We start from the raw sequence: 21,089 nt of genomic DNA on the forward strand, positions 1-21,089 counted from the left end.
TCTGGTGGGGGAATCCCCGGCTTTAAGTGGCCGAGACGAGTCATAGACCAAATATGGAATTCTGTGACGACTGCGGTTCGATGATGAAGACGGATGGCGACCACTGGGTCTGCGGCAGCTGTGGCGCGGAGAAGCTCCGCGACAGTGCCAAGGAAGCGCAGATGGTTACGACGCAGGGCCAACAGAAGAGCGAAATCGTCGACGTCAGCGACGCCGAGGACAAGGGACTGCCGACGACGAAGGTCCACTGTCCGAAGTGTGAGAACGACCGCGCCTACTGGTATATGCAGCAGATCCGCTCCGCCGACGAGTCCGAGACACGCTTCTTCGTCTGTACCGAGTGCGAACACAAGTGGCGCGAGGACGACCACTAGATGGCCACGTTGCCAGCCGTCGCGAGCGACCGCATCGACGGCTGGCGACTCGTCGACGAACGCGTCGAGACGCCGTTCGACGTCCGACTCGTCACAGTCACGGCGGCGACGGCCGTCTACGAAGACCCCGAACTCGCGACGGCCGTCCGTGACGCGACAGGGAGCGACGGTCCGGGCCGGTTCTTTCTCACGAGTCACGTATCCCTCAAGCCACAGCCCCCGGTATCGGGGACGCTCCGAAAACTCGTGACCGACCGCGCGAGTCGGAGCTTCGCGGACCAGCTCCGCGAACGGGGCTTCACTCGGGTCGAACGGACCGACGAACGCGCGTTCTCCGTCGCGGGCGCGGACGCTCGGCTCGTCGCCTACGACGGGCAGTGTCCGGTCGGCGACCTCACGGTCGACGTCCAGGGCTGGCTCGCGGTCTGGGAGACGGACGGCGACTTTTTCCTCGCCGGTGGCGCGTATCCGACCGGCGTCAGCGGTGGACGGCGTGACGGCGGCGACGCAGCTCAAGAGGTCGAAGAACTACAGAAGCGGTTGGAACCGGGTCGGTTCCGCGAGGAGCTGTTCGAACTCGTTCGGTCGGTACAGCCGGGCGAGCGTCGGTAGCGCGCCGACACGTCCCGCGCGCCGTGCGTCTCGTGACGGCCGACTACTGGCTACCGGCTACTGCTACTCGTAACGCGCGAACGTCAGATAGGCCGTGTGGCCGACACCCGCGGTCGACGGCCGCGAGCCGCGGTCGCCGAAGTCCATATGCCGCTGGATGGTCTCGAACGTCTCGATATCTGTCAGTCCGGCCTCGCGGGCAGCCTCGACCGAAGCGCGCGAGTTTTCGACGAACGGCGAGTAGACGGCGACGAAGCCACCCGACACCAACAGGTCCGGCGCGTGTTCGACGACCTCGGGCGCGTTCTCCGTGTCCAAGGTCAGCAGGTCGAAGCCCGAGAGGTCGTCGAGATGGTCGGTCACGTCGCCGGTGCGCACGTCCACGTTGTCCGTGACGCCAGCGAGGTCCATGTTCTCGCGGGCGACCTCGGCGAACTCGGCTTTCCGCTCGTAGGTGGTCACCTCGGCACCAAGTCGGCCGAGATACGCCGAGAGGACGCCCGTTCCGGTTCCGGCGTCCAGTACCTTGTCACCCATCGCCGCGCCGGTGTGGCCGACGAGGAGCCCCACGTCACGCGGCATCATCGGCGCGCCGGTCCGCTCGAAGTGGTTGAACAGGTCCGGGCCGCGCGGCTCGCGGACGACGAACTCGTCGCCCAGATGTGACTCCAGTACCTGTCCGGGTTCGACGTCCTCGGGCACCTCGACGATGCCGAGGTCGGTGTGTAGTTCGTCGCCCGGTGCGCGGAGATACTCTCGGTCGCCGTGGACGAGGAGTATCACTCGAGCCGGGAGATGGCGGCCGCGAGGTCGCCGTTCTCGGCTTCGAGAGCTTCGCGTGCCTCGTCCTTGCCGACGCCCGCGCGCTGGGCGACGATCTGGATGTCCGAGTCCGGGATGTCGCTGCCGGCGGACTCCTCACCGGCCTCGACGGCGCTGGCGTCGCCAGCACCGACCGGCCGCGACGTCGGCTCGCCGACGATCTGGTAGGTCTCCTGGCCCTGCGCGTCCATGCGCGTGACCTGCGCGCCGTCGAAGACGAGCTCCTCGTCGGCCGTCCGGATGATGACCTCCTCGGCCTCGAGCTCCGTGACGTCGATGCCCATCTGTTTCATCATCTGCTTCATCTTCCGCGGGTTCATACCGCCGCCTCCAAACATACCCGGAGAGTCGGGGTCCGGTACAAAAAGGGTGACGAAGCCCTCAGCTCCTCGCTGCCGGACGTCAGCTATTTGTCCGGTTGCGGCGAAGCGCGGCGCGTGGTCCCCAACAGCCCTCTCTCCCGTCGAGCAGTGCTCGGTGTTGGCGGAACCGTCGCCGCCGGTGGTCTCGCCGGGTCGGTGCTTGCGACGACTGGAGACGCGCAGTCGGTACAGCCGGGAGAATCGACGTTTTCCGACTGGCCGCTCGAACGCTACGACCCCGCCGGGACGGGCTACAACCCGGACGTGTCGGGACCGGGTGAGTCCGTCCAAGTGAAGTGGCGCACGGAACTGAACGACTTCCGCGGCGGGCGAGCCTCCCCGATTCTCGTCGACGACACGCTGTACGCCGTCGGGGCGGGTGTGGCCGCGCTCGACGCACGCGACGGTACCGTCCAGTACGCCGTGGAGGGGTCGTATCTCTCGGGACCGGGGGTGGTCCCGGCGGAAGCGTACCGTTCGAAGACGCTCGTCGTCGCGGGTTCGCAAGGCTACGTCGGTCTCAACAGCCGCGGTGGCGCGACCCTGCTCGGGAGACGGTTCGGATTCGAACGGTGGCACCAGGGCGGCGAGCCGCCATCACGCTTCACTATCGGTGCTCTGCCGACCGCCTCTCCACCCGTCGTCGCCGACGGCGTCGTCTACGTCGCCGACGCGGTGACGGACCGTCTCGCTGCACTCGACCCGAGCAGTGGCCGCGAACGGTGGCACACCGAGGTCGGCCACGAGAACGCCAGTGGCCAGCCCGGTCGCCCCGCCGTCCACGACGGCACCGTCTACGTCGGCTGGTGGCCACAGGGAGCCGGAGCCTACGACGCACAGACGGGTGTACAGCTGTGGCAACAGGAGGTCGACGGCGACATCGTGTTCTCGCCGACTGCGATGGACGACCGTGTCCTGTTCCCCGACCCGGAAGGCGTGACGGCACTCGACCCGGCCGACGGGAGCGAACTGTGGCGTTTCGACCACGCTGGCAACGTGACCGACGACGGGGCCGTCGCCGTCGCCGACGGCACGCTCTTCGTCGTCTCGGACACCGAAGACCGGTCGTTGCACGCCGTCGACGTGACGACGGGCGAGGAGCGGTGGCGGGTTCCCGACGTGGCGCGGGAGGCCACCCCGGTCGTCGCCGACGGCGTCGTCTACCTCGCTGCCGACGGCTTCGACGTCGTCGCTGTCGACGCCGGAGACGGGACGGTTCACTGGCGGTTCGAGACGGAGAACGGCGCGGGGACTCCAGCGGTGAGCGACGGCGTGCTCTTCGTGTCGGGCGGGTACGAGTCCGTCTACGCGCTGGAGGCGGGACGGTGAGTGCAGAAAGTGGCTCCGACAGCAGCGAGCCGAGCCGATACGACGCCCGTGCAGAACGGCTCACGTCGACCGGTCTCACCGGCGACGCTGGCCGCCGCCTCGTGGACTCGCCGTCGCTCGCACTCCCGTTTCTGCTGGCCGCACTCGTCGCCGCTGGCGTCGACTTGCTCCGACTGCGGATCCCAGTCCCCGTCCGCACGACGACTTACGGCTTCGAAACCGGCGTCGATATCCAGGCCTCGCTCTATCCGACGGTCCTCTCGCGGACGACGACGTCGCTAAACGCGATCGTCGACCTGAAGCTCCAGTATCTCGCGTTGGTCGTGGGGGTCGAACTCGTCGCCGGACTGGCGGCCGTCGTCGCGGGTGCGGTCGTCATCGCTCGTGTGATTGGCGGGGGACTCTCGGCTGTCGCCCTCGCACGCTACGCCGCCTTCGTCGTCTTCCTGTGGCTCGTCCCGGAACTGACGCTGTCGGGCGGTGCCGCCGTCGTCGGCCTGCCGCTGTTCGTCGGGGCGACCTACGTAACCGTCCGGCTGTTCGTGATTCCGGCGTATCTTGTGCAGGGAGACGGCTTCCGAGCGGCGGCCCAACGGAGTTGGGTCGCGACGTCCGGCCGGGGCTGGTCGGTCTTCGGTGTCCTGCTCCTGCTCGGTCTCGGCTACACGCTGCTCGCCGCCGTCCCCGTCGTCGGTCCCGTCCTGAGTTCGGCCGTCTTCGGGACGCTCCACGCGGTCGTCCTCGGCCTGTTCGTCGAACGGGTGGCCGCGCAGGCAGCCGAGACGGACTCGGGGGCGTCGGCGACCGCCGGGCCGAACGCAGCCAACCTGTAGCCCGACCACAGCTTCTTCTCTCCTGCCCGCGACGAGCGACCATGTACCTCGCCGACCAGACGTGGCCCGACCTCGGAGACTACGTCGCCGAGGAGTCCGTCGCTATCGTCCCGCTCGGGTCGACCGAACAACACGGCCCACACCTCCCGCTGTCGACCGACCACACCATCGCCGAGTCGCTGGCGCGGGAGGCCGCCGAGCGGACGGGCTTTCTCTGCACGCCGACGATCAACGTCGGCGTCAGCCCCCACCACCGACAGTTCCACGGGACGATGTGGGTCGACCCGCCGCAGTTCCGCGACTACGTGGAGTCCTTCACGCGAAACCTGACCTACCACGGCATCGACCGCGTCGTCTACGTCAACGCCCACGGCGGCAACGTCCAGCATCTCCGCGAGGTGGGCCGTCGGCTCCGTGACGACGGCGAGTCCTACTGCATCGAGTGGATGTGGGACGAGTCCATCACGCCGCTCGTCGAGGAGCTGTTCGAGACGCCCGGTCCCCACGGCGGGCCGAAGGAGACCTCGATGATGTTGCATCTCGACCCTGACAACGTCCGCGAGGACAGAATCGAGGATGCCGCCGAGGGCGGCTGCCGGAACTTCCCCGAGGACGTCGACACGGTCCGACACGGTTCGCGGACGTTCTACGACGCCGCCGACAACACTGCCAACGGGGTTCTCGGCGACCAGACCGACGCCTCCGCGGAGAACGGTGAGCAGCTGTTCGAGGCCGCGACGGAGCAGCTGGTCTTCCTCTTGGAGTGGCTCGACGAGCAGGCCTTCGCGGACCTCCTGCCGAAGCCGCACGTCGACCCACAGCCAGGGAGTAAACGCTAGTATTTCTTGAAAGTCTGTATTTACAGAGAGATTTTGGCGAGTAATGTGGACACAGTTCGGAGAGATTTGGGAAAAGCTTCAGATTCTCGTCGTCGCTACGGTTTCAGTGACGGTATGAACACACAACGACGCGACGTACTGAAAGCGGTCGGTGGCGTGGTGCTCGTCGGCGGCCTCGCCGGCTGTGCGGGGCAGGGCGGCGAGACGACCACGGCCGAGCCGACGCCCGAACCGACGGCGACGCCAACGGAGACGCCGACCGAGACAGCCGAGCCGACGGCGACGCCGGAACCCGAGACCGGGATGGTCCGCGTCGCTCACGCCTCGCCGGACGCACCGAACGTCGACGTCTACGTCGACGGAAGCGTCGTCCTCGAAGACGTCCCCTTCCGCGCGGTGAGCGACTATCTCATGGTTCCCGTCGGCCCACACACGGTGACCATCACCGCCGCGGGCGACGCCGAAACCGTGGCGTTCGAGGGCGAGGTCGAGGTCGGCAGCGGTGCCTACACCGTCGCCGCCATCGGTGAACTCACGAGCGAGGACACGGAGTTCGGGCCGCTCATCGTCGAGGACTACCTGAGCGACCCCGGCGACGACACGGCCCGCGTCACGCTGGTCCACGCCTCGCCGGACGCACCTGCGGTCGACGTGACCGTCGGCGACGGCGAGACGGTCCTCTACGACGGCGTCGCGTTCGGTGAGACGAGTACCGTCGAAGTCCCCGCTGGCGACTACGGCCTGGAGATCCGCGGCGATACCGAGAGCAACGACGGCGACGTCGTCACGACGGTCGACGTGAGCCTCGCAGGCGGCGCGGTCTACAGTGCGATGGCACTCGGCTATCTCACGCCGGACGACGAACCGACCGACGAGGCGTTCGGTCTCGCACTCGTCCAGAACAACTGAGTCCCCGCCGACACGCTTCGGCCCACTCCGCTTTTCTCTGACCTCTCTGGCGACAGCGACGACAGCCACGGCAACAGTTCGCTGACAGAACTCCCGTTCTGGAAAGGTTGAACTGTCACCCGACGCAGGTTCAGCTATGGATCCCCGAATCGAACGACACGCGGAGATTTTGGTCGACTACAGTATCGAAGCCGAGGCTGGTGACGAGGTCGTCGTCAGCGCGGCACCCGAAGCCGAGGACCTCGTCGTCGCCATCGCCGAGAAACTCGGCGAGCGGGGCGCGAATCTCACGACGAAACTCTCGTCCTCGCGTGCCGGCCGCGCGCACATGAACGCCAAGGACGAAGAGGACATCACGGAGAACGCCGTCGAGCGGGCGATGACCGAGACGACGGACGCCTTCGTCTACATCCGGTCGAATCGAAACAGCTACGAGTTCAGTGACGTCCCTCCGGAGAAGATGACGGCGACCCAACGCGCCAACAAGGAGACGAGCGAGATTCGGATGGGCAAGCGGTGGGTGCTGACCCAGTTCCCGACCGAGGCCGACGCACAGAACGCCGAGATGCCGACGGACGTCTACGAGGGCTTCGTCTGGAACGCCATCAACCGCGATTGGCAGGAGCAGTACGACCACCAAGCGCAGTTCACCGAGATGCTCGACGAGGCTTCGGAGGTCCACATCGTCAGCGGCGACACCACGGACATCCGCATGAACGTCGAGGGGATGCGCGCGGCCAACGACCACGGGAAGCACAACATGCCCGCTGGCGAGGTCTTCACCGCGCCGAACCCCGAGAGCGTCGAGGGCGAGGTGCTGTTCGACATGCCGCTCGTGACGCGCGGCCGCGAGGTGACGAACGTCCGACTCGTCTTCGAGGGCGGTGAGGTCGTCGAACACAGTGCCGACAAGAACGAAGACCTCCTGACGGCGATGCTCGACACCGACGAGGGTGCGCGACGGCTCGGCGAACTCGGTATCGGGATGAACCGCGGCATCGACCGCTTCACGAAGAACATGCTCTTCGACGAGAAGATGGGCGACACCGTCCACATGGCCATCGGCCGCGCCATCGACGAAAACGTCCCCGAGGGTAAGGAGGCCAACGACAGCGCGGTCCACACCGACATGATCGTCGACATGAGCGAGGACTCCTACATCGAACTGGACGGTGAGGTCGTCCAGCGGGACGGGACGTTCAAATTCGAAGACGGGTTCGGCGCGTAGATACACGCCTCTTCGCGGTCACTCCACGCGCGTACTCACGGCGATCCCCTCGTCGACGGGGAGCACGACTGTCTCGAAGGCGTCGTCGGCGCGGACAGTATCGAGGTACTCGGCGATACCCTGTGTGTCGTCGCCCGCGTCGGCTACCGCGTCGTCGTCGCCTTCGAAGTACGCGAGCAGGGCGTCGAAGTCGACCGGTCCCTTCATGACGTTGTCGGCGACGACGACGCCGCCGACCGCGACCTTTTCGCGTACTTTCTCAAATGCCTCTGCGTAGCGATGTTTCTGGTGGTCGACGAGGACGAGGTCGAACGGGCCGTCGTGGTCGTCGACGATGGCGACGGCGTCGCCCTCCTCGAACGTGGCGCGCTCCGTGAGACCAGCCCGCTCGAAGAAATCCCGTGCCATGTCGAGTTCGTCAGCGTCGAACTCCGTCAGGACGACATCGCCGTCGTCGCCCATCCCCCGCAGGAACCAGTACGCCGAGTAGCCGTAGCCCGACCCGAACTCGAAGACGCGCTCGGCGTCGGTCAGGCGCGCGAACAGCCGGAGGACGGCACCGGCCTCCGGGCCGATGATGGGAAAGCCCTCGCGCTCGGCGTAGTCGACCATCTCTCGCTGAATCTCGTCGTGTTCGGGTGCGGTGGCGCGGACGAACCGCGCGAGGTCGTCGGGGAGGACGCTCATGGGTGGCGGTTCGTTACAGTCGCCCTTCAAGTTTCGTCGGAAGGGTCGAAAGCCGTCACGCACGCAGCATCCAACACTTAAGTCGTGACCAATCGTCACCTTCGACAATGTTCGACCCCGACGACTTGGAGAAGATCCGCTCCGCGCAAGACGAGTGGGAAGAGGAGACCCTCGACCCGACGCTGGAGCGGTTCGGGGAGCGCGAGGAGGAGTTCACGACCGACACCGGCGGTCAGACCGTCGACCGGCTCTACACGCCCGACGACGTGGGCGACCTCGACTACCTCGACGATGTCGGCTTCCCCGGCGAGGAACCGTACACACGTGGCGTCTACCCGACGATGCACCGCGGCCGCCTGTGGACGATGCGGCAGTACGCGGGCATGGGCACCGCCGCCGAGACCAACGAGCGGTTCCGCTACCTCATCGACAACGGCTCCTCGGGGCTGTCGATGGCGTTCGACCTGCCGACGCAGATGGGCTACGACTCCGACGCCGCGATGTCGGCGGGCGAGGTCGGGAAGTCCGGCGTCGCCATCGACACGCTCGAAGACATGGAACGCGTCTTCGAGGGCATCCCGCTCGACGAGGTGTCGACGAGTATGACCATCAACGCGCCCGCCTCCGTCCTGCTGGCCATGTATATCGCCGTCGGCGACAAGCAGGACGTCGACCGCGGAGAGTTGCGAGGAACCATCCAGAACGACGTGCTGAAGGAGTACGTCGCGCGCAACACCTACATCTACCCGCCCGCGGCATCGATGCGCATCATCACGGACATCTTCGAGTTCTGCGCCGAGGAGACGCCGAAGTTCAACACCATCTCCATCTCGGGGTACCACATCCGCGAGGCCGGGTCGACGGCGGCCCAGGAGATCGCCTTCACGCTCGGAAACGGCATCCAGTACGTCGAAGCTGCCATCGACGCCGGACTCGACGTCGACGAGTTCGCGCCGCAGCTCTCCTTCTTCTTCAACGCCCACAACAACATCTTGGAGGAAGCAGCGAAGTTCCGCGCGGCCCGCCGGATGTGGGCCAAGATCATGGAGGACCGCTTCGGCGCGGAGAATCCCAAGTCCAAGCAGCTCAAGTTCCACACCCAGACCGGCGGGTCGACGCTGACGGCCCAGCAGGTCGAGAACAACGTCGTCCGTGTCGCCTACCAGGCACTCGCGGCCGTCCTCGGCGGGACGCAGTCGCTCCACACCAACGGGAAGGACGAGGCGCTGTCGCTGCCGACCGAGCAGTCCGTCCGGACGGCACTCAGAACGCAGCAGATTCTCGCCCACGAGTCCGGCGCGGCCGACACCATCGACCCGCTGGCGGGCAGCTACTACGTCGAGTCGCTGACCGACGACTTGGAGGAGGAAGCCTTCGAGATTCTCGACGAGATCGACGAGCGCGGCGGGATGCTCGACGCCATCGAGAACCAGTACGTCCAGCGGGAGATTCAGGACGTCGCCTTCGACCGCCAGCGCGAAATCGAAGACGAGGAGCGAATCATCGTCGGCGTCAACAAGTACGAAGTCGACGAGGAAGAGGAGATGGACATCGAGGAAGTCGCCGAAGAAGAGGAGCAGAAACAGGTCGAAGCAGTCGAGGCCGTCCGCGAGCGACGCGACAGCGAGGCCGTCGAGGCCGCACTCGACGACCTCCGGGCAGCCGCAGAGGGCGACGGAAACGTCCTGCCGCCCATCGTCGACGCGGTGAAGGCCTACGCGACAGTCGGCGAGATCTGCAACGTCATGCGCGACGTGTTCGGCGAGTACCAGCAGGGGTACTGAGGCAGTACCCACGCCGAGTGCCCGCCGTGACGAGGTTAGAAGACTCGGCGGACGGTGAAATCCGAGTCGTACCAGCGGTCACCGAACGAGAACACAACGTCGTCGAACGAGAGTCGCTGAGAGACGTCGTCGGGGATGTGTGACGACAGTCCGAGGCGAGCAGTCACCTCGGCGAGCCCGTCCGACATCGTGCCGTCTTCTGAGCGCTCGGTGTGAATCCGGCCGTTGCCGACGCTCGTCGCGTCGCGAAGCACGGCCGTCGCCGGAGCGTCCGCGTCGGGGTCGAAGTCGGCGACGACGACGTTCGAGGCGACGTGTTCCGCCAGCTCTGCCTGCGAAGTCGCGACTTCTTCGATACGGTACGTGTAGCGCGTCAGGTCGATCGGCCCGCGCTCGGCCCGCGGGACGAGATACCAGTCGTCCAGCCGCAGGTAGTCGAACGGAGCCGACGGCACGAGGTCGCTCGTCTCGGGGTCCAGTTCGTGGTGGAAACTGGGACCGCGCCCGTCGAGCGGGCGGCCGTCGACGTCGCCGTGCATCCGGACAGTCTCGACCGCACGTTCGACGAGCAGTCGGTCCGTCTCGGAGAGCGACGACGGGGGGCCGGTCACGACCGTGTCCGACGCGGTCGGCTCCTCGTCGACTCGGTCGAGGTAGAACACCCACCGCTGTTCGGTGAACGTGGTCTCGTCGGTTCGGAAGACCGCGTAGTAGCGGCCGTCACGTTCAAGGAAGCGTGTCAAGGGACGGCTCGTCGTCCCGAAGTCGGTGTCGTAGGTGAGTTCCCACTGGACGGCGTCGGCCCGCCCGTTCTCGAAGAGCGTGTCGACGACGGACCGCTTGTAGTCGTCCGAGTAGTCGACCGCCTGTTGGGCCTGAATCGCCGTCGGGTCCGACAGGACGAAGCCGTCCGTCACCTCGGCGAGCGAGTCGCCGAGTGGACGCGTGTAGAGAGAGAACTTCGTCTCCTGGAGACTGCCGAGACAGCCAGCACTCGCGGCGATACCTGTGGTCGCAGCGAGCCCAGAGAGGAACCGTCGGCGGGGGACCGGGGACATATGCGGACTGCCGACCGCTCAGATAAATGTCTTGTCCGTCGCGGGAGAAACGTCGGCTGTCGGCGTCAGTTCTCCAGTTCGTCAAGAATCGGCCGGTACTTCAGTTGTACCTCGTCCCACTCTCTGTCCGGGTCGCTGTCGGCGACGACGCCCACGCCGGCGAAGAGCGTCGCGACGTCGCCCGAGGCGACCGCCGAGCGGAGCGCGACGGCGAAGGAGCCGTTGCCGGCGGCGTCGATCCAGCCGACGGGGGCGGCGTACCAGCCGCGGTCGAAGGGTTCGGTGTCACGAATCGTGTCGAGTGCCTTCTCGGGTGGCAGTCCGCCGACGGCAGGGGTCGGATGGAGTGCCTCCACGAGGTCGAGGACGTGCTGGTCGCCAGCGAGTTCGGCGGTGATGGGCGTCCAGAGATGTTGGACCGTCGCCAGCCTGCGGACGGTCCGGTTACCCGTCGACATCGACGCCGTGAAGGGGCTGAGCTGGTCGCGGATGGCGTCGGCGACGAGTTCGTGTTCGTGGACGTTCTTTTCGGAGTCCATCAGTTCCTCGGCGAGCCACTCGTCCTCGGCGGGGGTCTCCCCGCGGCCGGTCGTCCCGGCGAGCGCGCCCGTCTCGACAGTCCGGCCGTGGAGCGTCACGAGCCGCTCGGGCGTCGCGCCGAAGAAGCTGGCGTCGCCGGAGACGGGTTCGACGAGGAACCGGTGGCAGTCGGGATACTTGCCCGCGAGCCGGTCGAGGATGTCCGGAATCGAGAGTTCGGAGTCGAGCGAGCACTCCAGTGCCTGCGCGAGGACGACCTTCCGGAGTTCGCCCGACCGGATTCGCGAGACGGCGGCGTCGACACCGGCGCGCCAGTCGTCGAGGTCGGTGGTGCGGGTGCGGTCGCGGACGCCCGGCGGGTCACAGACCGGGCCGGGGTCCGGGAGGCTCTCGAGGCGGTCGCGCTCCTGTTCGAGGCGGTCCTCGACGGCCTCGGGGGTGACGTCCGGGCCGACGGCGTTGACCGTGAGCCACGTGCCGTTGTCGGCGTAGGTCACCTGCACGCGCGGGAAGACGAAGCGCGCGCCGGGGAAGTCGGTCCACGGGGGGCGTTCGGCCCCGTCGTCGTGGAAGGCGAAGCCGCCGAAAAGTCGGGGGCAGGCTGCCTCCGTCCCGGCGTGGACGTCTCCGGTGGCGAACAGCGCCTCCGCTCTGTCGCGGATACGCTGGAAGCGGTCGGGACCGTCTGCGGTGAGTGTCGCGGCCGTGCCACTGCCGACGACCGTCGCCTCGTCGGGGGCACTCCAGACCGTCCGCGGCGCGTCGGCGTCGGCGAGAACTGCCCGGAACGGTGGCGGTGAAATCTGCACAGCCCGGCTGACCAAGCCATCGGAGACGGTCGCCGGGTCGCGTTGCGGCGCTCCCATTAAAAAACGGTCAGGGCCGCGGACTCTTTACCCTAACTATACCGTTAGCTGTAGCGCTCCTCGTTCCACGGGTTGGCCGTGTCCGAGTAGCCACGTTTCTCCCAGTAGCCCAGCTCGTGCTCCGTGAGGAACTCGACGCCCGAGACCCACTTCGCGCCCTTGTAGGCGTATTTGTGCGGGGTGACGACGCGGAGGGGACCACCGTGGTCCGCGGGGAGGGGTTCCCCGTCGTACTCGTAGACGAACATGACCTCGTCGCGCATGCACTCCTCGAGGGTGAGGTCCGTCGTGTAGCCGTCGAGCGCGTGGAACATGACGTGGACCGCGTCGTCGGTGACTCCTGCGGTCTCTGCCAGCGTCGGGAAGGTGACGCCCGTGAACTCGCAGTCGAACTTGCTCCAGCCGGTGACACAGTGGAAGTCCTGGACTTGGGTCTCCGACGGGAGGTCTCTGAACTCGTCGAACGTCAGGGTGAGTTCCTCGTCGACCGCGCCCCAGACTTCGAACTTCCACGAGTCGCGGTCCCAGGAAGGCGTCCCGCCCTTCGAGAGGACCGGAAAGCGGTCGGTCTCGCGCTGGCCCGGCGGGAGTCTGTCCTCACCGTACGCCTGATAGAGATCGGTGACGTCAGTAACCATATCCGTGAGTTGGTCTCGGTTTACCTATGGTTACCGAATCGGCGGCGGATTTTGCCATCGGCATGAATCTCGGGGACGATACAGTAACTGTGCTTTTTGAGGTAACAAAATATCTTCGCGGTACTCGTACGCACGGACCCCAATGCCCCGGTACATTTAAATACGCCCTATCCAAAGCGTCGGACGTTCAGATGCCGAAAGTAGAGATCAACATCCCCGAACACCTCGAGATGCAGATCGCCCAGATGGTCGAACAGGGCGAGTTCCTGAACCGCGAGGAGGCCATCGAGGACCTCCTCTCAACCGGGATGAAGGCGTACAAGACCAGTGGTCCGATGGACGACAACGAACCGGGATTCGAAGACGACGGTATGATGGGCCACGAAGACGAGTACGTCTTCTGAGCTGTCAGGACGTCACATGACTACTCCCCACGCTATGCTAGGGGAACGCAACAATTCTTAAAACGCCGACTCGCGTAACTGTGTCCATGCACAAAGACGAACTCCTCGAACTTCACGAGCAGATGGTTACCATCATGGACTACTTCCGCTCGCAAGACAACGTCGACTCCGAACTCTTCGAACCGTACGAACAGCTGAGCGTCGACCCGTCGCACGTCCACAAATCCAAGAGCGAACACAAACACGCCGTCTTCGTGCTCGGCAACGCACTCGCCAGCGCGATGAGCGAAGACGAGTTCTCCAGTGCCGGCCGCGTCGGCAAGCGCATGGAAGAACTCGCCGAAGACGCCGAGTCGAAACTCTGAGCGCGGACGCCTGACTGCGGAGTCTCCACAGCCGGAGCGGCCGCTCCGGCCCGCAACCCCGCGGCGACCCCCGCCCCGACCACGGGGTTCAAGCGGGGGCGGGCGTAGTGTGAGATATGTTCGCTGGTATCGAGACGGTGACACTCCACCGCGCGGCCGTCGTCGCCGCGGGGCTGCTCGCGCTCGCCGTCCTCTGGCGGCTCGACGCGTCGGGCCGCGTGGGCCGACGGCTCCGCGAGCGGTTCGTCCTCGGGGTGCCGTGGGGCACCGTCGTCTCCGTTCTCCTCGTCCTCTCCGTCTATCTCTTCGTGCAAGGCGGTCTCGACTACTGGTACTCGCCGACGGTCGTCCCCTTCACCGCGTGGTCCTACAGCTATCCGCTCGGGATGCTGACCGCCGCGTTCTCACACTCCGGCGCGGGCCATCTCGTCGGCAACCTCGTCGGCACCCTAACTTACGGCGTTGTCGCCGAGTACGCGTGGGGCCATTATCCGCGTCGGCGCGGCGTCTCGACGTTCTCCTCGTGGCGGACGAACCCCTACGTCCGGGCGTTCGTCGTCTTCCCGGCCGCCGTCGTCGTCGTCGGGACGCTGACCTCGCTGTTCGGACTCGGCCCGGTCGTCGGCTTCTCGGGCGTCGTCTTCGCCTTTGCCGGGTTCGCGCTCGTCTCCTACCCGCTGACGACCGTGCTCGCACTCGTCACCGGGCGGGTCGTCAATCTGACCTACAACGCCTTCTTGAACCCTGTCGTCGGCGCGCGGAGCCAGCCGGTCTTCTCGACGCCGTGGTTCGCCGACATCGCCATCCAGGGCCACGCGTTCGGACTTCTCGTCGGCGTGTTACTCGGGCTGTGGCTCGTCCAGCGTCGGGGCGACGACCTCCCCCCAGTCAGGCGGCTCTGGGCCGGGATGCTCTTGTTTGCGGTGTCGCAGTCGCTGTGGGCGGTCTACTGGTATCGCGGCAACAGCCAGTACGTCCTCTACCGCGCCGGAGGGCTGGCACTCGTCACACTTCTCGCGACGCTCGTCGTCGCGGCCGTCCACGCGAGTGACAGTCGGCCGCTGGCGTGGCTGGCCCGCACGGCCGACCGGGGACAGCCGACCGAGGTGGGGCGCGCCGACGGAGGCCGCCCGGACGCCGACCGACAGTCGGACGACGAGACGGTCCGGGGCTGGCTCGCGAGTCTGTCGAGCCGACAGCTCGCCGCCGCGCTCCTGCTGTTCAGCACGGCCGCGCTCGCCGGACCGGCCGTCGGCGTCAACCTCCTCACCAACGCCGACAGCGGTCTCGACGGTCCCGGCGTCGACGTGCGCGACTACCGAATCACCTACGCCGAGGACGTCCAAAACGAGATGGTCGCGGTCGTCGACGTGGAGTTCTTCGGCGAGACGACGACCGTCGACACCTCCGGCGTCATCGTCACCAGCGACGAGCGCGACATCTGGACGACCGCCGTCTCGAAGTCACGCTTGGCGTTCGACGGCAGCGTCCCGGTCCGCGTCGGCGGCGTCGGCTGGCGCGAGACGCTGACAGCGACCCGCCAGGGCTGGACGGTCGTCGGCGGCGACCCCGTTTACCGGGTCACGCTCACCCACGACGGCGAGACGGTGCCGGTCTACGCGTCGCCGGAGCGTCAGGCGGGACCGGTACTCGCCGGTCACAACGTCTCCTTTGCGGCCAACGCGACGAACTTCACCGTCGGCGTCGAGACCGACTCGGGCGTCGTGCGCGCGCCACTTCCGGGGAAAAACGAGACGGTGACGCTCGCGGGCATCGACTTCACGCGCGAGAAGCGGACCATCGTCGCGCGGACGACCGACGGGACGGAGCTACGGATTGCGGCGAAAGAACAGTACGAGTAGTCGGATTACGTCCACTCGATGCGGTAGACCTCGGTGTCGATCTCTTTGGACTCGGCGTCGTGGAAGTCGAACTGCCGGTCGAGGGTGAAGGTGGCGCGGAAGGCGTGAGTCACCTCGCCCCCGTTGTCGGCGGCGAAGGCCTCGACGAACTCCTGGCTCCCGGCGTTGTGGACGGAGTACGAGACGTCCGCGACTTCGGCGGCGGTGACGAGGAAGGCTCTGTCCGCGCCCTCGTGGCCGTCCTGCGCGCCGAATGGCGGGTTCATGACGACGGTGACGGGTTCTTCGATACGGAGCGGTGCGCGGGTCGCGTCGGCCTGTATCCAGTGGATGGGTGTGGTCGTCCCGACGCGGACGCGGTTCGTCTGGGCCGTCGCGAGCGCGTCGCGGTCGACCTCGACGCCGACGACGCGGGCCGGGCCGCGCAACGCCGCGCCGAAGGCGAGCATCCCCGTGCCCGTCCCGAGGTCGACGACCGTCCGGCCGTCGATGTCGCCCTGGAGGTCGGCGACGTGGATGACGTGGGCCGCGATCTCCGGCGGCGTCGGATACTGTTCGAGCGCGGCCTGGGGGTTTTCGAAGCCGGCGACGACCGACAGCTGGGCCTCCAACGCGCGTTTCGTCGCCATCAGGAGGAGAGCGAGACGTCCGTGTCGCCGTCGACTGTGAGTCGCACGCCCTCGCGACCCGCCCGTTCGGCGAGCGCGTCGAGTGCTGGCTCGACCTTCTCGGCGTTGGCGACGGCGTCGAGTTCGACCGACAGCTGGCCGACACCGAGGAACGCCGCCGCGCGGACGTACTCACGGAGGTCGTCGGCTTCGGCCTGGGTCGCGAGCGAGCAGTCCTCGTCGAAGCTCGCCGGGACGGTGAGCGTCGCTGGCTGGTAGCCCGCGTCGGCGAGTTCGCCCTTCAAGTCGCGAAGGTAGGCGGGGGCCGTCGACTCCAGCGCCGTCGCGTCCAGCGCGACCGGCGTGACGTCCGCGGGCCGACACGCCGAGACCGCGCGTTGCACACCGGGTGAGTGAGTCGTACTCATACTGTCTATACATATTCAAAGGTAATACAAAAGTCTTTGTCTATGTCTGAGAGTTATCTTCGGATGTGGTGGAGACGTCACTCCGAGTGATTGTCACCCGAAGTCGGCCTAGTGACTAATGAGAACGCGGCACAAGACAGTATCGGGGAGTCACACGCTCCCCTCCCCCTTACCGAGATTCTGGATGCTCCCGGGAGCTGTCACATTGCGGTGCCGCTGCGGTCCGTCAGGCTTGGTATCGCAGTCTCATCCGTAGGTCCGAGTCGCAGCCGTCGTCCCTCGGGCGTCGCGGACGGTCACGGTATCGCCGTCGTTGTTCCAGACGGGGGAGTTCCGACCCCAGTAGCGGTCGGTCTCGGTGTCGCTCCCGCTGCCGGTGTACACCGTGAGCGACCCACCGGGGGCAATCGTCGTCCCCTCGGAAATCCTGTAGACGTGGTCCGCCTCGTCGCTGACCGTCCAGCCGCCGACAGCGAGGGCGTCGTCGCCCGTGTTGGTGAGCGTGACGTACTCGTCGGTCAGGTTGTCGCCGTCGGGTCCGGCCGCGTCGGCGTGGACCGAGATGTCGAGCGTCGCGTCGGCCGTGCGCTCGGCTTGGCCGCCGTCGCTGGCTGTCGTCTCACCGCCGTCCGCGGTGGCCGTCGTACAGGTCCAGAGGCCGCGGCCAGCGTCGCGGGCACGTTCTTCGGCTGCGTAGTACCGCTCGCCTTCGACGAACTCGCTGTCGTAGACGCGGGCGTGGCCTTCGGCGACGAGGCGGTAGTTGACCTGTTCGCCGTCGAGGTAGACGTAGGCGAGCAAGCGGTCGTAGTAGCCGCGGCGACCCTCGTTCTCGTCGAAGCCGAGTCCGACCCGCTCGCCCGCGAGCCGGTCTTCGACGACGTTGCTCGCGCGGACGCCGGACTGGCGGAGACACTGCCGGGCCTGCTCGGTGTCGGGGACGCCCTCGAACTCGCCGGGCGTGTTCTCCGCGTGGACTTCGGGCGTGTCGATGCCGAGCAGCCGGACGGTGTCGCGGGTCCCGTTGTCGTACCGGATCTTCACGGTGTCGCCGTCGACGACTTCGACGACGGTGGCCCGGACGACCGGCTCGGTGGAGGGCACGGGCGTCCCGGGGAGGTCGTCTGCGACGGTCGCGGTCGCAGTCTCCGTCGAGGCGTCGCCAGCGGCCGGGGTCAGCTCCCCAACTCCGGCCGGTGAGAGACAGCCAGCAGAGACGAGAAGTACGGCGACTACGACGACGAGCGAACGCGCGCCAGCCATTTCCTCATTTAATCGGAACGAGAGTATATAAAGGCTAACACACAGACCGATAGATTTCTAACCTTGCCGCTAACTATCGGCAATTCCTTCCGCAAGACTGGTATATCTCGTCGTACCCGTACAAAGGTTTAAATTGGCTCTCGTCCACAAACCTTATAATGGAGCGTCCTACCCGTCAGCGTCAGCAAGCGCAAGAGGTCGAACAGGAAGCGGACGAGAACGTGAACTGTCCGGAGTGTGAATCGACGGACATCATCACGGACGCAGACCAGGGGGAGTTGGTGTGCAACGACTGCGGCCTCGTTATCGACGAACGCTCCATCGACCGCGGTCCCGAGTGGCGGGCGTTCAACCACTCCGAACGGCAGTCGAAATCGCGTGTCGGTGCTCCCATCACCGAGACGATGCACGACCGCGGGCTGACGACGACAATCGACTGGAAGGACAAGGACGCCTACGGCCGGTCGCTCTCCTCGGAGAAACGAAGCCAGATGCACCGCCTCCGCAAGTGGCAGGAGCGAATCCGGACGAAGGACGCGGGCGAGCGTAACCTCCAGTTCGCACTCAGCGAGATCGACCGCATGGCGAGCGCGCTCGGCGTTCCCCGGTCGGTACGCGAGGTCGCATCGGTCATCTACCGACGCGCGCTCAACGAGGACCTGATTCGCGGCCGCTCCATCGAGGGCGTCGCCACGAGCGCGCTCTACGCCGCCTGCCGACAGGAGGGTATCCCCCGAAGCCTCGACGAAGTTGCCGAAGTCTCACGGGTTCCCCAGAAAGAGATCGGCCGTACCTACCGCTACATCTCCCAAGAACTCGGTCTCGAACTCAAGCCCGTCGACCCCAAGCAGTTCGTCCCCCGGTTCGCGAGCGCGCTGGAACTGAGCGAAGAGGTCCAGGCGAAGGCCGTCGAGATCATCGACGTCTCCGCCGAGAAGGGTCTCCTGTCCGGCAAGTCGCCGACTGGGTTCGCGGCCGCCGCCATCTACGCTGCCTCGCTACTCTGTAACGAGAAGAAGACCCAACGGGAGGTCGCCGACGTCGCGCAGGTGACGGAGGTCACCATCCGCAACCGGTATCAAGAACAGATCGAAGCGATGGGCTTCCGCTGAGTCGCCCACTGATCGCCCCAGAGACGCTCCGTTTTCGGTTTTTCACGTCGTGAGCGACAGCACTCCACCTACTGTCGCGTGTAGACGACGACCTCACGGTTCCACAGCGCGAGTTCGTACTCCGTCATCCGGTAGCCGTCCAATCGGCTGTCGAGCGTGCTGCGGTACTGTGGGTCGGCGACGACGACGGGTGGCTGTGACTCGAACTCGTCGAGGCGGCTGGCGTTGACGATGCTCGCCGTCTCGGCGTCGGCCCGCTCGAAGTACCACGGCAGCGGCAGCCGTTCGCCCCACGCCTCGGGGACCGGCGGCTGGCCGTTGGACGCTTCCGAGACGGTAAAGAACCGGTCGCCGACGTAGACCACGTCGATGCCGCTGTTGTCTGCCATCGCGGCCGAGGCGTTTTGATGCAGCGCGTGGAGGTCTCCGGCGGGCTGGCCGTACTGGGCCAGCCGGTTGTCGCGGTCCGACTCGCCGTAGACCGACGAGGCCGTGAGTGCTCCGGCCTGGACGACGACGGCGACGAGCAGGAGTGCCGCGATACCGGTTCGAGCGGCGTTCCGGTCGGCGACCGCGCGGCGGCCGAAGGCGACGACCTTTCCGCCGCCGACGGCCGCGAGGATGCTCAGCGGCGCGAGGCTGTGGAGGACGACCCACGGCGCGTTCAACTCGGTGATGACCGGGAAGAAGAGCAGCGACGCCCCCGCCCAGTAGCTCGCGAAGGCGACGACGGGGCGGTTCTTCCCGAGGTAGCGCTCGACGACGAAGCCGACCAGCGCGAGGACGACGACGGGAGCCGCGAGCACGACGAGCAGTTCCGCGTAGCCGACGACGTACGAGAGGAACTCGTGGCCGTCGCGGAACTCGACGCGGACGCCGACGAACTTCCGCACCGACCCGAACAGTGCCTCGTCGAGGACCGCGGGGATGGTCAGTGGGTCCCAGAGGTCGGCTCCCTCCAGCCCGCGGGGTGCGTAGAAGAAGACGACGACGGCGAACGCGAGGAGGAAGCTCCGAGCGAGTGGCGTCGCCCAGTCACGGAGCGTCCGCGTGTAGCGTGTCAGCCGGTCGAGAACGGTCTGTCGGTCCTCGCCGTAGACGCGGGCGTGGTCGAAGAGCAGTGCGGCCGCGGCGAGCCACGCGGCGACGTAGCCGACGACGAAGCCCGAGGTCGTCACCGCGAGCGCGCCGGCGAGCGTCGCGCCGTAGAGATACCGGCGGCGGCCGGTGTCGACGAGTCGGACGAGACAGCCGAGGGCGACGAGCGAGAAGGCCGCAAGCGGGAGGTCGCCACGGAGGAACCGCGAGTAGTAGACGAACGTCGGCGAGAACGCGAGAATCGTCGCGAAGACGAGTGTCTCGTCGTCGGTGAGCCGGCCGCGAAAGAGGAGGGCAGCGAGCGGGAGCAGGCCGCCGATGAGCGCGACGACGAGGCGGGCGGAGGCGTCAGTGACGCCGAGCAGCGCGAAGACGGGCTGGTCGACCAGATAGAGGAAGGGACCACCGGCGACGGGGCGGTACTCGAAGACGCCCGACTCCATGGCGCGGAGCGTCCAGTAGCCGACACGGGCCTCGTCCCAGTGGAAGGGCCGCGAGCCGAGACCGACGAGACGCGCCGTCAACGCGAGGAGGGCGACGGCGGCGACGGCGAGGGTGACCCGACTCCGTCCGGACGACGGCGTGGGGTCGCGCGCGTTCGACATATGCGGCCATGCATTCCGGCGTAGGAGAAAGCTTTCGACTTGCCGGACGCTTCGAGCGAGTTCGCAAGCGTCAACACCGTCGCCACCCCTCTGTCCTCTATGGCGTTTCTCGACTCGCTCCCGCCGCGGCCGCTCGACGACGGCGAGGTCGCCTCGCTGAACCGCTCGGAGTCGGTCTCACTGGCCGTCGCCGTCGACGACGACGGTCCCACCGACGCCGTGTTGCTCGCGACCGACTCGTGGGTGAAGGGACTGCTCTTCGCCGACGAGGGCTGGTCGGTCGTCGAGACGGTCACGCTCGACGACGAGACCGAACGGTACGAGGGACTCAGAGTCTGCGAGGAGACCGTCCGGGCGGTTCGTGACGGCGACGCCGATGCGGGCGATAACTCTGACGGCGACGCCGATGCGGACGACAATCCTGACGACGACACCGACACCGACGCGGACGACAACTAAGTTC

General features: G+C 66.8%; 23 protein-coding genes. 13 read left to right on the plus strand and 10 right to left on the minus strand.

Going from position 1 to position 21,089, the window contains the following annotated elements:
- Positions 1-53: 53 nt before the first annotated feature.
- Both BLR57_RS11470 and BLR57_RS11475 read left to right on the plus strand, forming a co-directional pair.
- Positions 54-374, plus strand: coding sequence for a transcription factor S (locus BLR57_RS11470; RefSeq protein WP_089697693.1), 321 nt, complete (start codon positions 54-56; stop codon positions 372-374).
- Positions 375-986 (plus strand): DUF6517 family protein, encoded by a 612-nt coding sequence (locus tag BLR57_RS11475; RefSeq protein ID WP_089697694.1) that lies wholly within the window; start codon positions 375-377, stop codon positions 984-986.
- Between the two features lie 63 nt (positions 987-1,049).
- Here the strand turns inward: BLR57_RS11475 and BLR57_RS11480 are convergent, their stop codons facing one another.
- Positions 1,050-1,769, minus strand: coding sequence for a tRNA (adenine-N1)-methyltransferase (locus BLR57_RS11480; protein WP_089697695.1), 720 nt, complete (start codon positions 1,767-1,769; stop codon positions 1,050-1,052).
- Entirely contained in the window at positions 1,766-2,146 is a 381-nt protein-coding gene (locus tag BLR57_RS19410; protein ID WP_170830624.1) for a nascent polypeptide-associated complex protein, read from the minus strand. The genes BLR57_RS11480 and BLR57_RS19410 overlap by 4 nt, the downstream gene beginning before the upstream one ends.
- Before the next feature lie 99 nt (positions 2,147-2,245).
- Between BLR57_RS19410 and BLR57_RS11485 the strand changes: the two genes are divergently transcribed.
- From BLR57_RS11485 to BLR57_RS11505, 5 genes are all read left to right on the plus strand, one after another.
- Entirely contained in the window at positions 2,246-3,499 is a 1,254-nt protein-coding gene (locus BLR57_RS11485; RefSeq protein ID WP_170830625.1) for an outer membrane protein assembly factor BamB family protein, read from the plus strand.
- Entirely contained in the window at positions 3,496-4,332 is an 837-nt protein-coding gene (locus BLR57_RS11490; protein ID WP_089697697.1) for a hypothetical protein, read from the plus strand. The genes BLR57_RS11485 and BLR57_RS11490 overlap by 4 nt, the downstream gene beginning before the upstream one ends.
- A gap of 41 nt (positions 4,333-4,373) precedes the next feature.
- Complete coding sequence (locus BLR57_RS11495) at positions 4,374-5,171, plus strand: creatininase family protein (RefSeq protein WP_089697698.1); 798 nt, start codon at positions 4,374-4,376, stop codon at positions 5,169-5,171.
- A 114-nt stretch (positions 5,172-5,285) separates the two neighbouring features.
- Complete coding sequence (locus tag BLR57_RS11500; protein ID WP_089697699.1) at positions 5,286-6,080, plus strand: DUF4397 domain-containing protein; 795 nt, start codon at positions 5,286-5,288, stop codon at positions 6,078-6,080.
- Between the two features lie 136 nt (positions 6,081-6,216).
- Positions 6,217-7,308, plus strand: coding sequence for an aminopeptidase (locus tag BLR57_RS11505; RefSeq protein ID WP_089697700.1), 1,092 nt, complete (start codon positions 6,217-6,219; stop codon positions 7,306-7,308).
- Between the two features lie 18 nt (positions 7,309-7,326).
- On the opposite strand, the gene BLR57_RS11510 is transcribed toward BLR57_RS11505, so the two are convergent.
- Positions 7,327-7,995 carry an O-methyltransferase gene (locus BLR57_RS11510; protein ID WP_089697701.1) on the minus strand — a complete coding sequence of 223 codons (669 nt, stop codon included), beginning with the start codon at positions 7,993-7,995 and terminating at the stop codon, positions 7,327-7,329.
- 107 nt (positions 7,996-8,102) lie between these two features.
- On the opposite strand from BLR57_RS11510, the gene BLR57_RS11515 reads away from it, so the two are divergent.
- A complete protein-coding gene (locus tag BLR57_RS11515) occupies positions 8,103-9,779 on the plus strand; it encodes an acyl-CoA mutase large subunit family protein (protein WP_089697702.1) in 1,677 nt (558 codons plus the stop codon).
- A 35-nt stretch (positions 9,780-9,814) separates the two neighbouring features.
- Here BLR57_RS11515 and BLR57_RS11520 read toward each other — a convergent pair whose 3' ends face one another.
- The 3 genes from BLR57_RS11520 to BLR57_RS11530 all read right to left on the minus strand — a co-directional run bounded on the left by BLR57_RS11520 (position 9,815) and on the right by BLR57_RS11530 (position 12,881).
- On the minus strand, positions 9,815-10,837 hold the full coding sequence (locus BLR57_RS11520; RefSeq protein WP_089697703.1) for a hypothetical protein: 1,023 nt from the start codon (positions 10,835-10,837) through the stop codon (positions 9,815-9,817).
- A gap of 65 nt (positions 10,838-10,902) precedes the next feature.
- Positions 10,903-12,243 carry an isochorismate synthase gene (locus BLR57_RS11525; RefSeq protein WP_089697704.1) on the minus strand — a complete coding sequence of 447 codons (1,341 nt, stop codon included), beginning with the start codon at positions 12,241-12,243 and terminating at the stop codon, positions 10,903-10,905.
- A gap of 44 nt (positions 12,244-12,287) precedes the next feature.
- On the minus strand, positions 12,288-12,881 hold the full coding sequence (locus tag BLR57_RS11530; RefSeq protein ID WP_089697705.1) for a sulfite oxidase-like oxidoreductase: 594 nt from the start codon (positions 12,879-12,881) through the stop codon (positions 12,288-12,290).
- A gap of 191 nt (positions 12,882-13,072) precedes the next feature.
- On the opposite strand from BLR57_RS11530, the gene BLR57_RS11535 reads away from it, so the two are divergent.
- The 3 genes from BLR57_RS11535 (at position 13,073) to BLR57_RS11545 (ending at position 15,512) form a co-directional block, all read left to right on the plus strand.
- Complete coding sequence (locus tag BLR57_RS11535) at positions 13,073-13,285, plus strand: DUF7120 family protein (RefSeq protein ID WP_089697706.1); 213 nt, start codon at positions 13,073-13,075, stop codon at positions 13,283-13,285.
- Between the two features lie 86 nt (positions 13,286-13,371).
- Positions 13,372-13,650, plus strand: coding sequence for a UPF0058 family protein (locus BLR57_RS11540; RefSeq protein WP_089697707.1), 279 nt, complete (start codon positions 13,372-13,374; stop codon positions 13,648-13,650).
- A gap of 116 nt (positions 13,651-13,766) precedes the next feature.
- Positions 13,767-15,512 (plus strand): rhomboid family intramembrane serine protease, encoded by a 1,746-nt coding sequence (locus tag BLR57_RS11545; RefSeq protein ID WP_089697708.1) that lies wholly within the window; start codon positions 13,767-13,769, stop codon positions 15,510-15,512.
- Positions 15,513-15,517: 5 nt separating this feature from the next.
- Here BLR57_RS11545 and BLR57_RS11550 read toward each other — a convergent pair whose 3' ends face one another.
- From BLR57_RS11550 to BLR57_RS11560, 3 genes are all read right to left on the minus strand, one after another.
- Positions 15,518-16,141, minus strand: coding sequence for an METTL5 family protein (locus BLR57_RS11550; protein ID WP_089697709.1), 624 nt, complete (start codon positions 16,139-16,141; stop codon positions 15,518-15,520).
- Positions 16,141-16,548, minus strand: a complete 408-nt coding sequence (locus tag BLR57_RS11555; protein WP_089697710.1) for a DUF7961 family protein — start codon at positions 16,546-16,548, stop codon at positions 16,141-16,143. Before BLR57_RS11555 ends, BLR57_RS11550 begins: the two co-directional genes overlap by 1 nt.
- Positions 16,549-16,794: 246 nt before the next feature.
- Positions 16,795-17,811 carry a lamin tail domain-containing protein gene (locus BLR57_RS11560; protein ID WP_089697711.1) on the minus strand — a complete coding sequence of 339 codons (1,017 nt, stop codon included), beginning with the start codon at positions 17,809-17,811 and terminating at the stop codon, positions 16,795-16,797.
- Positions 17,812-17,969: 158 nt separating this feature from the next.
- Here BLR57_RS11560 and BLR57_RS11565 point away from each other — a divergent pair, with 158 nt between their 5' ends.
- Positions 17,970-18,923 (plus strand): transcription initiation factor IIB, encoded by a 954-nt coding sequence (locus tag BLR57_RS11565; RefSeq protein WP_089697712.1) that lies wholly within the window; start codon positions 17,970-17,972, stop codon positions 18,921-18,923.
- A 68-nt stretch (positions 18,924-18,991) separates the two neighbouring features.
- On the opposite strand, the gene BLR57_RS11570 is transcribed toward BLR57_RS11565, so the two are convergent.
- Entirely contained in the window at positions 18,992-20,626 is a 1,635-nt protein-coding gene (locus tag BLR57_RS11570; protein WP_089697713.1) for a flippase activity-associated protein Agl23, read from the minus strand.
- 99 nt (positions 20,627-20,725) lie between these two features.
- On the opposite strand from BLR57_RS11570, the gene BLR57_RS11575 reads away from it, so the two are divergent.
- Positions 20,726-21,085 (plus strand): DUF7964 domain-containing protein, encoded by a 360-nt coding sequence (locus BLR57_RS11575; protein ID WP_089697714.1) that lies wholly within the window; start codon positions 20,726-20,728, stop codon positions 21,083-21,085.
- Positions 21,086-21,089 lie beyond the last annotated feature (4 nt).

The organism is Halogranum gelatinilyticum (assembly GCF_900103715.1).
Lineage (GTDB): Archaea > Halobacteriota > Halobacteria > Halobacteriales > Haloferacaceae > Halogranum > Halogranum gelatinilyticum.

Coding starts and splice junctions, on each gene's coding strand:
- BLR57_RS11470 (WP_089697693.1), top strand. CDS start 54: ATGGAATTCTGTGACGACTGCGGTTCGATGATGAAGACGGATGGCGAC.
- BLR57_RS11475 (WP_089697694.1), top strand. CDS start 375: ATGGCCACGTTGCCAGCCGTCGCGAGCGACCGCATCGACGGCTGGCGA.
- BLR57_RS19410 (WP_170830624.1), bottom strand. CDS start 2,146: ATGTTTGGAGGCGGCGGTATGAACCCGCGGAAGATGAAGCAGATGATG.
- BLR57_RS11495 (WP_089697698.1), top strand. CDS start 4,374: ATGTACCTCGCCGACCAGACGTGGCCCGACCTCGGAGACTACGTCGCC.
- BLR57_RS11500 (WP_089697699.1), top strand. CDS start 5,286: ATGAACACACAACGACGCGACGTACTGAAAGCGGTCGGTGGCGTGGTG.
- BLR57_RS11505 (WP_089697700.1), top strand. CDS start 6,217: ATGGATCCCCGAATCGAACGACACGCGGAGATTTTGGTCGACTACAGT.
- BLR57_RS11510 (WP_089697701.1), bottom strand. CDS start 7,995: ATGAGCGTCCTCCCCGACGACCTCGCGCGGTTCGTCCGCGCCACCGCA.
- BLR57_RS11515 (WP_089697702.1), top strand. CDS start 8,103: ATGTTCGACCCCGACGACTTGGAGAAGATCCGCTCCGCGCAAGACGAG.
- BLR57_RS11520 (WP_089697703.1), bottom strand. CDS start 10,837: ATGTCCCCGGTCCCCCGCCGACGGTTCCTCTCTGGGCTCGCTGCGACC.
- BLR57_RS11525 (WP_089697704.1), bottom strand. CDS start 12,243: ATGGGAGCGCCGCAACGCGACCCGGCGACCGTCTCCGATGGCTTGGTC.
- BLR57_RS11530 (WP_089697705.1), bottom strand. CDS start 12,881: ATGGTTACTGACGTCACCGATCTCTATCAGGCGTACGGTGAGGACAGA.
- BLR57_RS11535 (WP_089697706.1), top strand. CDS start 13,073: ATGCCGAAAGTAGAGATCAACATCCCCGAACACCTCGAGATGCAGATC.
- BLR57_RS11540 (WP_089697707.1), top strand. CDS start 13,372: ATGCACAAAGACGAACTCCTCGAACTTCACGAGCAGATGGTTACCATC.
- BLR57_RS11545 (WP_089697708.1), top strand. CDS start 13,767: ATGTTCGCTGGTATCGAGACGGTGACACTCCACCGCGCGGCCGTCGTC.
- BLR57_RS11550 (WP_089697709.1), bottom strand. CDS start 16,141: ATGGCGACGAAACGCGCGTTGGAGGCCCAGCTGTCGGTCGTCGCCGGC.
- BLR57_RS11555 (WP_089697710.1), bottom strand. CDS start 16,548: ATGAGTACGACTCACTCACCCGGTGTGCAACGCGCGGTCTCGGCGTGT.
- BLR57_RS11560 (WP_089697711.1), bottom strand. CDS start 17,811: ATGGCTGGCGCGCGTTCGCTCGTCGTCGTAGTCGCCGTACTTCTCGTC.
- BLR57_RS11565 (WP_089697712.1), top strand. CDS start 17,970: ATGGAGCGTCCTACCCGTCAGCGTCAGCAAGCGCAAGAGGTCGAACAG.
- BLR57_RS11570 (WP_089697713.1), bottom strand. CDS start 20,626: ATGTCGAACGCGCGCGACCCCACGCCGTCGTCCGGACGGAGTCGGGTC.
- BLR57_RS11575 (WP_089697714.1), top strand. CDS start 20,726: ATGGCGTTTCTCGACTCGCTCCCGCCGCGGCCGCTCGACGACGGCGAG.